A 13,550-nucleotide genomic window follows, 5' to 3' on the forward strand; every position below is an offset into this window, starting at 1 on the left:
TTGAAGAGTGCGGCCAATCAAAAACGGTAGCGTTGGAGAGGACTTATGTCTATGCGCGCGTTTATCGGGCTTTCCGCTTTTCTTCTCTCTATTTTCACCACCTTGATGCCGGCCGGGGCTGCCGACACCAAGCGACAGGTGGTTACCACCAAGGACGGCGACTACTACGGTTTCGACCTGCGCACCGAGCAGAACGTGACGCTCGACCAATGCTCGACGTCCTGTATCGGCGACAAATCGTGCAAGGCCTTCACCTATAATCCCAAGGTGAAATGGTGCTTCCTGAAAACTGATTTCAACCAGCTCAATACCGTTCCTGGCGCCATAGCCGGCAAGATCGTCGAGACGGCCGCCGCCAGTGAGCCGGATATCGGCGCAGCGCCCGCCCTTCCTTTCCTCTCCGACAATTTCATCCAGAGCGCACGCGATGCGAAAAGCCGGCTGACGCTCGGCGCCGACCTGAAGGGGCAAGGCGTTGAAAGCCTGATCGCGCTCGGCCGCATCGAGATCACCTCCGGCAATGTCAACAATGCGTTGAACGCTTTCCAGGGTGCCTTGTCGCTCACGCCCGACAATGGCGATCTCTGGGTCGAAATGGCGCGTGCCGCCAATACGACGACCAACGACACATCGCTCGCCACTCAGGCAGCCTATGCCGCGCTCAACGGCTATCAGCTCTCCCGCACGACCTCGAGCCGCGCCGATGCACTCGCCGTGCTCGCGACCTCTTTGCAAAATGCGCAGAATTACCGCCAGGCACTCAGCGCCTATAAGGCAAGCCTCGCGCTCACGAGTTCCGCCGCGGTCCAGGCCGCCTATGACGACCTGAAAGCCCGCCAGGGTTTCCGCGTCTCCGGCAACACGCTGGATAACGACAACGCCTCGCCGCGCGCCTGCGTACAGTTCTCCGAAAAACTGGTGAAGAGCGGCGTCGATTACACCCCCTTCGTCACCGTCAATGGCGCCGCCCCCAAGGGCGTCGATGCCAAGGACAACCAGATTTGCGTCGAAGGCCTCGAATTCGGCCAGCGCTACAGGATTTCGCTGCGCCCCGGCCTGCCCTCCTCCGTCGATGAGGATCTCGCCACACAGGTCAATGTCGACATCTACGTCAAGGACCGCTCGGCTTCGATCCGCTTCACCGGCGACAATTTCGTGCTGCCCTCGACCGCGCGCCGCGGCATCCCGATCGTCTCGGTCAACACCACCACCGCCAATCTGAAACTCTACCGCATCGGCGACCGCAACATCGCGCAGTTGCTGAACAATTCTCAATTCCTGACGCAGATGAGCGGCTACGGCGCCCAGACCATCCAGGACAGCAGCGGCGAATTGGTCTGGCAGGGTTCGATCGAGATCCAGCAGAACCTGAACAAGGATGTCGTCACCAGCTTCCCGGTCGACGAAGCTCTGCCGAAGCGCAAGCCCGGCGTCTATGTGCTGACCGCCGTCGCGCCGAATAGCAGCGTCCAAGAATGGGATTCGCAGGCGACGCAATGGTTCGTGGTTTCCGATATCGGCATCACCACCTATGCCGGCACGGATGGGCTGAATGTCTTCACCCGCTCGCTCGGCAGCGCCAAGCCGACCGCCGGCGTCGAGCTGCAACTCCTCGCCAAGAACAACGAAATCCTCGGCACCGCCAAGACCGATGCCAATGGCCGCGCTACCTTCAGCGCCGGCCTGATGCGCGGCACCGCCGGCATGACGCCGGCCGTCATCACCGCTCAGAACGGCGATCAGGACTATGTCTTCCTCGATATGACCCGCGCCGGCTTCGATCTCTCCGACCGTGGCGTCGCGGGCCGCACGGCACCGGGCGCGATTGATCTCACCGCCTGGACCGAACGTGGCATCTACCGCGCCGGCGAGACGGTGCATGCCTCGGCGCTTGCGCGTGACATCAGCTCCGTGGCGGTCGAGAACCTGCCGCTCACTTTCGTCTTCCTGCGCCCCGACGGCGTCGAGGATCGCCGCGTTGTCACCGATGGCGGCAAGCTCGGCGGCTATAATGTCGATCTGCCGCTGCAACAAACGGCGATGCGCGGCAGCTGGACGATGAACATTTATACCGATCCGAAGGGTTCCTCAATCGGCTCGCAGACCTTCCTCGTCGATGACTTCGTGCCGGATCGCACCGAATTCGACATGAAGAGCGACGCCAAGGCGATCGAAGTCGGCAAGCCGACGCCAGTCAATATCGAAGGGCGCTATCTCTATGGCGCGCCGGCCGCCGGCCTCAGCCTCGAAGGCGAAGTGACGCTGAAGCCGACACGCCAGAGCGACGATTACAAGGGCTATCAGTTCGGCCTCGCCGACGAGGGCGCCGGGCAGAATGCCAGCGACGACAGCGATAGCAGCAGCAGCGACAACAAGGCCGAAAGCACGCAGCTGCCGCTCGAGGACCTGCAAGCGCTGGATGAAGACGGCAAGACGACCTTCGACGTCACCATCAACGACACGCCCTCGACCACGCAATTGCTCAATGCCGACATCACCGTGCGGATGCAGGAAGCCGGCGGCCGTGCCGTCGAGCGCTCGCTGACGCTGCCGGTCAGGGCGGATGGGCCGCGCATCGGCATCAAGCCGGAATTCGACGGCGATCTCGGCGAGAATTCCCTCGGCGCCTTCCATGTCATTGCCATCGACCAGAACGGCCAGAAGCAGGCCATGCAGGGCCTGACTTGGAAGCTGCTCAGTGTCGAGCGCGACTATCAATGGTATCGCGACGGCAATAGCTGGAAATACGAACCCATCACCTCGACCAAGCAGGTCGCAACCGGCACGATCAACGCCACCACCGACGGCGCGGAAATCTCCGTGCCCGTCACTTGGGGCCGCTACCGGCTGGAAGTAGAGACGGCCGATACAAACGGCCCGGAATCCAGCGTCGAGTTCAATGCCGGCTGGTATGTCGCCTCGACCTCGACCGAAACGCCCGACGCGCTGGAAGTCGCGCTCGACAAGAGCAGCTATCATGTCGGCGACACGGCAAAGCTCAAAGTAACCTCGCGCTATGCCGGCCAGTTGATGGTGACGGCCGGCTCCGAAACGCTGATCTCGGTTGCCAATGCCGATATCGGTGCCACCGGCGGCGAAGTCGATATTCCCGTCACCGCCGATTGGGGTGCCGGCACCTATCTGACCGCCACCCTCTTCCGACCCGGCGAAGCGCAGGAAAGCCGCATGCCGATGCGCGCCATCGGCATCAAATGGGCGGCAGTCGATCCCGGCGAACGCAAGCTGCAGGTGAAGCTCGATGCACCGCCAAAGACGCTGCCGCGCCAACCGCTGAACATTGCCGTTCAGGTAGCGGGAGCCGGCGCCAATGAGGATGCCTATGTGACGCTTGCCGCTGTCGATGTCGGCATTCTCAACCTGACGCGCTACGAGCCACCGGCACCGGACGACTGGTATTATGGCCAGCGCCAGCTCGGGCTTGAAATCCGCGACATTTACGGCCGCCTGATCGACGGCTCGCTGGGTGCGACCGGCAAGCTGCGCACCGGCGGCGACGGCGGACAGGCAGGCCTGGCGGCGAGCCCACCGACACAAAAGCTGGTCGCCTTCTTCTCCGGCCCGGTCAAGCTCGATGCCGACGGCAAGGCCAATATCAGCTTCGACATTCCGCAGTTCAACGGCACGGCGCGGCTAATGGCGGTTGCCTGGTCGAAGGCCGGGGTCGGGCATGCGACGCAGGATGTCATCATCCGCGATCCGGTCGTCGTCACCGCCAGCCTGCCGAGATTCCTCGCTCCGGGGGACAAGGCCAATCTGCGGCTTGATATCGCCAACACCGATGCGCCCGCCGGGGACTACAGACTGGCGGTCACCGGCAACGCGACCGTCACCGTCGATGCAAGCGCCACCCAGCAGACGATCAATCTGCAGCCGGGCGGTAAATACGACATCACCCTGCCTTTGACCGGCGAACAGCCGGGGGCCGGTACGGTTTCGATCAACCTGTCCGGCGCATCCGGACTGTCGCTCGATCAATCGCTCGATCTGCCCGTCCGCCCGGCGCAATTGCCGGTGACCGAACGGCGGCTCGTCTCGCTGGCGCCCGGAAAGAGCCTGACCGTCAATGCAGATTTGCTCGCCGACAGCGTGCTGCCCGGCGCTTCGGTCAGCGTCAATGTCAGCCGCTCCGGCGCCTTCGACGTGCCGGCCCTGCTGATGAGCCTCAGCCGCTATCCCTATGGCTGCGCCGAGCAGACCGCCAGCAGCGCGATGCCGCTGCTTTATTTCAGCGATCTGGCCGTCAAGAATGGTCTTGCCGACGACACCGAAATCCGCAAGCGCGTCCAGGACTCGATCTATCGCGAAATGTCCTACCAGTCCTCCACCGGCAGTTTCGGCCTCTGGGGTCCGGGCTCCGGCGACCTCTGGCTGGATGCCTACGTCACCGACTTCCTGACCCGCGCCCGCGAGCAGAAATACACCGTGCCAGATCAGGCCATGGCGCAGGCGCTGGAGAACCTGCAGAACGCATTGAGTGCCAACACCAACGTCAAGGATAACGGCAACGAGATCGCCTATGCGCTCTATGTGCTCGCCCGCAACAAGAAGGCTTCGATCAGCGATCTTCGCTACTATGCCGATACGATGCTGAACGACTTCCCGACGCCGCTGTCTAAGGCACATCTGGCAGCAGCGCTCGCGCTCTATGGCGATGCCCAGCGTTCGCGCAACATCTTCGTCGACTCGCTGCAAATGTCGCAGCAGGCGGCGGTGACGAAGGTGAGCTTCGCCCGCTCGGATTACGGCTCGTCGCTGCGTGACGGCGCGGCGGTTTTGGCACTTGCAGCTGAAAGCCGCCCCGTGCCGCCGATCGTGCCGGAGCTGGCGACGGTCGTTGCCAAGGAGTGGCAGACCAAGCCCTATACCAGCACCCAGGAACAGACCTGGATGCTGCTTGCCGCCCGCGCGCTACAAAACGGCGATGACGGCCTGACGCTCGATGTCAACGGCGCGGCCCATACCGGCACCTATATGGCGACGATGACGGGCGACGCCCTGATCGGCCATCCGCTGACGGTCACCAATACCACCCGCCAGCCTTTGGCCGCCGCCGTGACCACGGTTGCCGCTCCGGTTTCGCCGCTGCCCGCGGGCGGTAACGGTTTCAAAATCGAGCGTAAATATTACACGCTCGACGGCGAGGAGGCGAACATCACCCAGGCGCAGCAAAACGAACGCTATGTCGTCGTGCTGCACGTCACGGAAACCAACGACTGGCCGTCGCGCATCCTCGTCACCGATCTTTTGCCGGCCGGCTTCGAGATCGACAATCCGAGCATCGTCGGAAGCGCGCAGCTATCGAATTTCGACTGGCTGAGCGATGTGCAACCGGCCCATGTCGAATTCCGCAACGACCGTTTCGTCGCCGCCTTCGACCAGTCGTCGGGCAGCGACCGAGACCTGAGCTTCGCCTATGTCGTGCGCGCCGTTACCCCCGGCACCTACGACCATCCGGCCGCAAGCGTAGAGGACATGTATCGTCCGCAGTTCTCGGCCCGCACTGCGATGGGCCGCATGGAGGTGCAGGCGGCACAGCAGTAAGAAGAGGTCATGAAGGCGCGGTGGAAAATTGCGATCGGTCTTGGTGCGGCGACCCTCTCGGCGGCGGCGCTGGCTCTTGGCCTTGTCGCCGCAGACCGCGCCTTTCCGCCGCCGCTGGACAGAGCCGGCATCGTCTCGTCGGAGGTGCTCGATGCCAATGGCGAGTTGCTGCGCGCCTTCGCGACGCCGGAGGGACGCTGGCGGCTGAAGACCGATGTCGGCGATGTCGATCCGCAATTCCTGCGCATGCTGGTCGCCTATGAGGACCGGCGCTTCTATGACCATCACGGCATCGACCCGATAGCGCTCGGCCGTGCCTTCCTCCAGCTCGTCACTCACGGTCGCATCGTCTCCGGCGGCTCGACGCTGTCGATGCAGGTGGCACGCCTGATCGAGCCTCGCAGCGAGCGATCGGTGACGGCCAAGCTGCTGCAGATCGCCCGCGCCATCCAGATCGAGCGGCGGCTCTCCAAGGAACAGATCCTCGACCTCTACCTGACGCATGCCCCCTACGGCGGCAATCTGGAAGGCGTGCGCGCCGCGAGCCTTGCCTATTTTGGCAAGGAGCCGCGGCAGCTGAGCATCGCCCAGGCAGCGCTGCTGGTCGCCCTGCCGCAACTGCCGGAAAGGCGCCGCCCCGACCGCAATCTCGCCAGTGCGGAAGCTGCCCGCAAGCGTGTGCTCGCCCGCGCGGCGGTTGCCGATGTCGTCGGCAATGGCGAGGCGGAGCGGGCAGCTCTCGTTCCCGTTCCGGCCAAGCGGCGGCAATTGCCGGCCTATGCGGCGCATCTGGCCGAGATGGCTCTGCGCAAGCAGCCTGATATCATCCGGCATCATACGACGCTGCGCCGGGATATCCAGCAGGGCCTGGAAGCCGTCGCCGATGAAGCCGCCCGGCGGCTTGGGCCGAAGGTCTCGGTCGCCATGGTCATGGCCGACGTCCAGAGCGGCGAGATCGTTGGCGAGGTCGGTTCGGCCAATTATTTCGATTCCAGTCGCTCCGGCTGGATCGACATGACCCGTGTGCTGCGCTCTCCCGGCTCGACGCTAAAACCCTTCATCTACGGCCTTGCCTTCGAAGAGGGATACGTCGCCCAGGAAACCATCATCGAGGACCGCCCCGCCGATTTCTATGGCTACCGTCCGCGCAATTTCGACATGACATACCAGGGCGATGTCAGCGTGCGCGAGGCGCTGCAACTATCGCTGAACGTCCCCGCCATCCGCCTGCTCAACGCCGTCGGGCCGACGCGGCTGCTGCTGCGATTCCGCCGCGCCGATGTGAAGCCGGTGCTGCCGCCGAACGAGGCACCGGGCCTTGCCATCGGCCTTGGCGGCGCCGGTATCACGCTCAAGGATCTGGTGCAGCTCTATGCGGGGCTCGCCAATCGCGGCAAGCCGATGCGGATCGGTGACGGCATTCAGGACCAGCCGGGACCGATCGAGGGTCAGCCGCTGATGGAGCCGGTGGCGGCCTGGAACATCACCGACATACTGTCCGATATCATTGCACCACGCGGCAGCAAGCAGCTCGGCATCGCCTACAAGACGGGCACCAGCTACGGCAATCGCGATGCCTGGTCGATCGGCTATGACGGTGCGCATGTGCTCGGCGTCTGGGTCGGACGGCCGGACAATGGCGCGGTGCCGGGATTGGCGGGTTACGTTTCGGCGGCACCCATCCTGTTCGAGGCCTTCGCCAAATCGGGTGTGGCCATCACGCCCTTCCCCTCACCCCCCATGGGCGCCGTGCGTATTTCGGCGACCCAACTGCCGATCAGTCAGCGGCGCTTTTCCGTCACCGCGGCCGGCCTGCTGTCGGCCTCGACCCGCGAGCCGGCCCCGCAGATCGTCTATCCGCCGGAGGGAGCGCGCGTCGATCTCGGCGCCAATGGCGGCGCCAGTTCGATCATGCCGCTGGCGCTTAAGCTGCAGGGCGGACGCGCGCCGTTCCGCTGGCTCGCCAACGGCAAGCCGCTGCCCGACCTCTCGCGCCGCCGCACCAACCAATGGGTGCCCGACGGCGCCGGCTATTCAACGCTGACCGTCATCGACGCCGCCGGTCGCGCCGCCAGCGTGCGGGTCTTCGTGGAATAGCGCCCGTCACATCCGCGCGATCATGCCGCCCTTGTTTTGCCAGTCGGGAACGTCTGTGCTAATTTACCGGATACTCAAGCGAGGAATGACGAGATGTCGGAAGAGCAGGCAATCCGCGCGGTTGTTCACCTCTATGTCGATGGCATGGCATTCGCAAATGAGCCGGCGCTGCGCAAGGCGCTGCATCCACGCGCGTCGATCATCGGCAATTATCAAGGCGCGGTGGAATGGATGAGCCGCGACGAGTTCATCGCGGCCATCGTGGAAGAAGGCAGTGCCCCGCCAGGCACAATACCGCTGATGGAGATCGAACTGATCGACATCGAAGGCGATGCGGCAAGCGTCAAGGTAGTAGACGAATTCGCCGGGATGCGGTTTTCGGACTATCTGTCACTGGTGAAAATCGACGGGCGCTGGAGTGTCGTCAACAAGGTCTATCATTTGCATCGGTAGCATTTCACCTTCTCCCCGAGGGGAGAAGGTGAGGTTCGTTACCCCCGCAGCACGCCACCAGTCGTCTTAGTGACATTGGCGACGATCTTCTGCGTCAGTGCCTCGAAATCCTCGTCGGTGAGCGTGCGCTCGGCCGGCTGGATCTGGACTTCGATGGCGATCGACTTCTTGTGCTCGCCGAGCGAGGCGCCCTCGAAAATATCGAAGACATTGACGCCGGTGATCAGCTTACGGTCGGCGCCGGTGGCGGCGCGGATGATGGCGCCGGCTTCCACCGACTTGTCGACCACGAAGGCGAAGTCGCGCTTGACGGCCTGGAAGGGCGAAAGCTCCAGCGCGGGCTTGGTGCGCGTCGCCTTCTTCTTCGGCTCCGGCATGGCGTCGATGTAGACTTCGAAGCCGGCGAGAGCACCGGTAACGTCGAGCGCTTCCAGCGTCTTCGGATGGAATTCGCCGAAATAGCCGAGCACGACCTTCGGACCCATCTTGATCGTGCCGGAGCGACCCGGATGATACCAGGCGGGACCGCCATGCTCGATCTGGATATTGCCCATCGGCAGGCCGCAGGCTTCGAGCACCGCCAGTGCATCGGCCTTGGCGTCGAAGACATCGACCGGCTTGCCGCCGCCCTTGGCGGCGTTCGACCACATGCGGCCGGCACCGGCGAGCGTCGCCGTGCCGCGACGGATGCCGCCGGCAACGCGGCGCTGGCCCTCCGGCCGGTCGTTCTCATAGGTGCCGGAGACTTCGAAGATCGCGACGTCGCCATAGCCCTTGTCGGCATTGCGCTGCGCGGCCGAGAGCAGGCCCGGCAATAGCGACGGGCGCATGTCGGACATGTCGGCGGCGATCGGGTTGGCGAGCTTCAGCGCGGTCGACCCACCGCCAAAAAGCTTGGCCTGATCTTCGGAGATGAAGGACCAGGTGACGGCTTCCAGCATGCCGCGCGAGGCGAGCGCGCGCTTGGCGGTGCGGGTGCGGATCTGCAATGTTGTGAGGATCTTGCCGTTGACGGCATTGTGGCTGGCGAGCGGCTGCGGCTTGATGTTGTCGACGCCGTGGATACGCATGATCTCTTCGACGAGATCGGCCTTGCCGTCGACATCGGAGCGCCAGGGCGGAACGCCGACGGAGACGCGCTCGCCGGAGCCCGAAACCGAGAAGCCGAGCTTCGTCAGGATCGACTTGCTTTCTTCCGTCGAGACGTCGAGGCCCGTCAGGCGCTTGACCTCGGAGAAAGGGAAGTCGACGATCTTGGCGTCATAACCCTTGTAGCCTTCGACCTTGGCCTTGGCGGCCGTGCCGCCGCAGCAGGCGAGCACCAGCTCGGTGGTGCGCTCGAGGCCGGGGACCATATATTCCGGATCGACGCCGCGTTCGAAACGGTAGCGGGCATCGGTGATGATGCCGAGGCCGCGACCGCTCTTGGCGATGTTCATCGGATCCCAGAGGGCGGATTCGATCAGTACGTCGACGGTGTTCTCGTCGCAGCCGGAATGCTCGCCGCCCATGATGCCGCCGATCGACTCAATGCCGTTGTCATCGGCGATGACAACATTATTCGGGCCGAGCTTGTATTCACGCTGATCGAGCGCCAGTACGGTTTCGCCGTCCCTGGCGCGGCGAACGACCAGATTGCCCTTGACCTTGGCGGCGTCAAAGACGTGCATCGGCCGGCCCTGATCGAAGGTCATGTAATTGGTGATGTCGACCAGCGCGCTGATTGGGCGAAGGCCGATCGCCTGCAGCCGCTGCTGCATCCATTTCGGGCTCGGGCCGTTCTTGACGCCACGCACGAGGCGGAGCGCAAAGCCGGGGCAGAGCCTGATATCATCGAGCTCGATCTTCACGTCCGTCGGCGTCTCGCCTTCGACAGCGAAGGACGGAACGGCGCGCGGCTTCAAGGTACCGAGACCGGAGGCGGCGAGATCGCGGGCGATACCATAGACGCCGGTGCAATCCGGACGGTTCGGCGTCAGATTGATCTCGATCATCGGATCGTCAAGGCCGGCATAGGCGGCGAAGCTGGTGCCGACAGGTGCGTTTTCCGGTAGATCGATGATGCCGTCATGGCTGTCGGAAATCTCAAGCTCTTTTTCCGAGCACATCATGCCGTGGCTTTCGACGCCACGGATATTGCCGACCGCCAACGTCACGTCGATGCCGGGGACATAGGTGCCGGGCGCGGCAAACGCGCCGACGAGGCCGGCGCGCGCATTCGGCGCGCCGCAGACGACCTGGACCGGCTTGCCGGAACCGATATCGACCATCAGCACCTTCAGGCGATCGGCCTGCGGATGCTTTTCGGCGGACAGAACCTTGGCGATGACGAAGGGCTTGAAGGCCGCCTTGTCGTCGACATCTTCAACCTCCAGCCCGATCATCGTCAGGCGGGCGCAGATCTCATCGAGCGTGGCGTCTGTTTCCAGGTGCTCTTTCAGCCAGGAGAGTGTGAATTTCATGTCATCGATCCTTGCTTACGCGCTCAGGCCGCCGAACAGCGTCGGCATGTCGAGCGGGCGGAAGCCGTAATGGTTCATCCAGCGGACGTCGGCGTTGAAGAAGTCGCGCAGGTCCGGCATGCCGTATTTCAGCATGGCGATGCGGTCGAGGCCCATGCCCCAGGCAAAGCCCTGATACTCGTCCGGATCGAGGCCGCCATGGCGCAGCACGTTCGGGTGCACCATGCCGCAGCCGAGGATTTCCATCCAGTCGGTGCCCTCGCCGAACTTGACGATCGGGCCGGAACGGTCGCACTGGATATCGACCTCGAAAGAAGGCTCGGTGAAGGGGAAGAAGGACGGGCGGAACCGCATCGTCACATTGTCGACCTCGAAGAAGGTCTTGCAGAACTCTTCCAGCACCCAGCGGATATTGGCGACGTTCGCCGTCTTGTCGATCACCAGGCCCTCGACCTGATGGAACATCGGCGAATGCGTGGCGTCGCTGTCCTGGCGATAGGTCTTGCCGGGAATGATGATGCGGATCGGCGGCTTTTGCGCTTCCATGGTGCGGATCTGCACCGGCGAAGTGTGCGTGCGCAGCACCTTGCGCTCACCCTTTTCGTCCGGCTGGAAGAAGAAGGTGTCATGCATCTCGCGGGCCGGATGCCCCTCAGGGAAGTTCAGCGCCGTGAAGTTATAATAATCGGTCTCGACATCAGGACCCTCGGCAATCGAGAAGCCCATGTCGCCGAAGATCGCGGTGATCTCATCGACGATCTGGCTGATCGGATGGATGCGGCCGCGTTCGGCCGGAGAAGAGCGCACCGGCAGGCTGACGTCCACCGTCTCGGCCTTCAGCTTCGCGTCGATGGCGGCGTCCTTCAACGCGCCCTTGCGGGCGTTGATGGCGTCGGTGACGGAGTTCTTCAGCGCGTTGATCGCAGCACCGCGTGTCTGCCGCTCTTCCGGCGACATCGAGCCCAGCGTCTTCAGCAGTTCCGAAACCGAGCCTTTTTTGCCGAGCGCGGCGACCCTCACGGCTTCGATCGACTGCTCGTCGGTCGCCGCGGCCACCTCGGCCATGAGTTGGGTTTCAAGTGTTACGAGTTCCGTCATCTGGTCCTGCCTTGCGGGCGGCGGGCTTGGAACGCCGCTCAGTCCGCGGAATAATGGATGAACGCATGCATCATAAAGCTTGTGGCAACGATGAGGCGCTGCAGATCACTACCCATGTGCAAGCGGCCAATCAACCGGGCAAATGACAAAAAGCCGCCAAGAAAGCTGAGCTTGGCACTTGCCGCCCGATGCGCGATCCGTTTTCCGGGGTTCCGCCCGACAGGACCGCCTGACACGATGGAAAAGCGTATGCTGCAAAACACAAAACCCGCGCCGGTTTCGCCAGCGCGGGTTTCATAATGAATTTACGAAAGACGTGCGAAGCGGCGTTAGTTAACGGCTGCTTCGAACTCGTTCTTCGTACCGGCGTCCTTGAGGTATTCCAGAGCCTTCTTCGAGGCGGCGACGAGCGCGCCGAAAGCTTCCGTCTCATGGATTGCCATGTCGGACAGAACCTTGCGGTCGACTTCGATGCCAGCCTTGGTCAGGCCGTCGATGAAGCGGCCGTAGGTCAGGCCGTGTTCGCGGACGGCAGCGTTGATACGCTGGATCCAGAGGGCGCGGAAATTGCGCTTGTTAACCTTGCGGTCGCGATAAGCGTACTGCTTGGAACGATCGACAGCGGCCTTGGCGGTCCGGATGGTGTTCTTGCGGCGGCCGTAGAATCCACGAGCCTGCTTCAGAACCTTCTTATGCTTGGCGTGCGAGGTTACGCCTCTTTTTACGCGTGCCATTTCATGATCTCCTTAGTCTATAGCGTTACGAATAGTCTTAGAGACCGTTCGGCAAGTAATTCTTGATAACCTTACGACCATCCGGTTCTGCGAGAACCATGGTGCCGCGGGCATCGCGAATGAACTTGTTGCTACGCTTGATCATGCCGTGGCGCTTGCCAGCAGCGGCTGCCTTGACCTTGCCGGTCGCGGTGATCTTGAACCGCTTCTTGGCAGAGGACTTCGTCTTCATCTTGGGCATTTTGCTACTCCTTCGATGCTTCCTGGCCCGCTTTGTAAAAAGCCCTTCCCACAGATCCGGCTGGGCCGGGCTGCGACAAGGTGCCGGAGCGTTTGTTGTTGAACGGTGGATACGGTGATGAACCATCCCACCAGCATTCTGAACTGCCACGGCATGCCCTGCCGGTCAGTTCGGACGCGCGCTTATAACCGCAGTTGCCTTAGAGTGCAACGGGCGAGACGCGTGAATCTTTGCAGATCGATGACAGGCATCAACCCCAGGGCATAAAAGGAAAAAGCCGCCCAATGGACGGCTCCGACCTCTAAACTCTGCCCGCGCCTTACTTCGGCGCAAGCACCATCATCATCTGCCGGCCTTCGAGTTTGGGCTCGGCTTCGACCTTGGCGATCTCAACCGTATCTTCCTTGACCTGCTGGAGAAGCTTCATGCCGAGTTCCTGGTGAGCCATTTCGCGGCCACGGAACTTCAAGGTCACTTTCACTTTGTCGCCTTCTTCGAAGAAACGACCGATCGCCTTCATCTTCACCTCATAGTCATGGGTGTCGATGTTCGGGCGCATCTTGATTTCTTTGACTTCGACAATCTTCTGCTTCTTGCGTGCCTCGGCCGCCTTCTTCTGGTTGGCGTATTTCAGCTTGCCCAGATCGAGAATCTTGCACACAGGCGCTTCAGCATTGGGGGAAATCTCAACGAGATCGAGGCCGGCCTCCTCTGCCATTCTCAACGCCTCGTCGGTCGGGACGACGCCCAAATTCTGGCCGTCAGCAGCAATAAGCTGAACTTTGGAAACGCGAATTTCCCTGTTGGAACGCGGCCCATCCTTCACGGGCGCATCAGTTTTAAAGGGTCTGCGAATGGTCGTATTCTCCACGAATTGTTACGGATAGCTGCAGCTTCTCGCTC

The 13,550-nt window shown here is 62.6% G+C and carries 8 protein-coding genes; 3 read left to right on the forward strand and 5 right to left on the reverse strand.

The genetic code is table 11. The features are described 5' to 3' along the window. Positions 1 to 45 precede the first annotated feature (45 nt). The 3 genes from AB6803_RS15955 (at position 46) to AB6803_RS15965 (ending at position 8,112) form a co-directional block, all read left to right on the forward strand. On the forward strand, positions 46 to 5,562 hold the full coding sequence (locus tag AB6803_RS15955; protein ID WP_371109793.1) for an MG2 domain-containing protein: 5,517 nt from the start codon (positions 46 to 48) through the stop codon (positions 5,560 to 5,562). A gap of 9 nt (positions 5,563 to 5,571) precedes the next feature. Then, the gene (pbpC, locus tag AB6803_RS15960; RefSeq protein ID WP_371109794.1) at positions 5,572 to 7,659 is read left to right on the forward strand and encodes a penicillin-binding protein 1C; all 2,088 of its coding nucleotides are present in this window, start codon (positions 5,572 to 5,574) and stop codon (positions 7,657 to 7,659) included. 93 nt (positions 7,660 to 7,752) lie between these two features. Then, positions 7,753 to 8,112: a nuclear transport factor 2 family protein gene (locus AB6803_RS15965; RefSeq protein WP_371109795.1), complete on the forward strand. Its 360-nt coding sequence runs from the start codon at positions 7,753 to 7,755 to the stop codon at positions 8,110 to 8,112. Positions 8,113 to 8,150: 38 nt separating this feature from the next. Here the strand turns inward: AB6803_RS15965 and pheT are convergent, their stop codons facing one another. The 5 genes from pheT to infC all read right to left on the reverse strand — a co-directional run bounded on the left by pheT (position 8,151) and on the right by infC (position 13,503). After that, positions 8,151 to 10,574, reverse strand: coding sequence for a phenylalanine--tRNA ligase subunit beta (gene pheT / locus AB6803_RS15970; protein WP_371109796.1), 2,424 nt, complete (start codon positions 10,572 to 10,574; stop codon positions 8,151 to 8,153). 15 nt (positions 10,575 to 10,589) lie between these two features. Then, on the reverse strand, positions 10,590 to 11,672 hold the full coding sequence (pheS, locus tag AB6803_RS15975) for a phenylalanine--tRNA ligase subunit alpha (RefSeq protein WP_007692600.1): 1,083 nt from the start codon (positions 11,670 to 11,672) through the stop codon (positions 10,590 to 10,592). Between the two features lie 329 nt (positions 11,673 to 12,001). Further along, positions 12,002 to 12,406, reverse strand: a complete 405-nt coding sequence (rplT, locus tag AB6803_RS15980; protein ID WP_007692608.1) for a 50S ribosomal protein L20 — start codon at positions 12,404 to 12,406, stop codon at positions 12,002 to 12,004. 37 nt (positions 12,407 to 12,443) lie between these two features. Beyond that, positions 12,444 to 12,647 (reverse strand): 50S ribosomal protein L35, encoded by a 204-nt coding sequence (gene rpmI / locus AB6803_RS15985; protein ID WP_003544621.1) that lies wholly within the window; start codon positions 12,645 to 12,647, stop codon positions 12,444 to 12,446. A gap of 319 nt (positions 12,648 to 12,966) precedes the next feature. Further along, on the reverse strand, positions 12,967 to 13,503 hold the full coding sequence (infC, locus tag AB6803_RS15990; protein WP_174005636.1) for a translation initiation factor IF-3: 537 nt from the start codon (positions 13,501 to 13,503) through the stop codon (positions 12,967 to 12,969). Positions 13,504 to 13,550 lie beyond the last annotated feature (47 nt).

This window comes from Rhizobium sp. RCC_161_2, assembly GCF_041355235.1.
Lineage (GTDB): Bacteria > Pseudomonadota > Alphaproteobacteria > Rhizobiales > Rhizobiaceae > Rhizobium.

What these genes read in the sequence shown, in the direction of transcription:
- AB6803_RS15955 (WP_371109793.1), top strand. Translation starts at nt 46, where the DNA reads ATGTCTATGCGCGCGTTTATCGGGCTTTCCGCTTTTCTTCTCTCTATT.
- pbpC (WP_371109794.1), top strand. Translation starts at nt 5,572, where the DNA reads ATGAAGGCGCGGTGGAAAATTGCGATCGGTCTTGGTGCGGCGACCCTC.
- AB6803_RS15965 (WP_371109795.1), top strand. Translation starts at nt 7,753, where the DNA reads ATGTCGGAAGAGCAGGCAATCCGCGCGGTTGTTCACCTCTATGTCGAT.
- pheT (WP_371109796.1), bottom strand. Translation starts at nt 10,574, where the DNA reads ATGAAATTCACACTCTCCTGGCTGAAAGAGCACCTGGAAACAGACGCC.
- pheS (WP_007692600.1), bottom strand. Translation starts at nt 11,672, where the DNA reads ATGACGGAACTCGTAACACTTGAAACCCAACTCATGGCCGAGGTGGCC.
- rplT (WP_007692608.1), bottom strand. Translation starts at nt 12,406, where the DNA reads ATGGCACGCGTAAAAAGAGGCGTAACCTCGCACGCCAAGCATAAGAAG.
- rpmI (WP_003544621.1), bottom strand. Translation starts at nt 12,647, where the DNA reads ATGCCCAAGATGAAGACGAAGTCCTCTGCCAAGAAGCGGTTCAAGATC.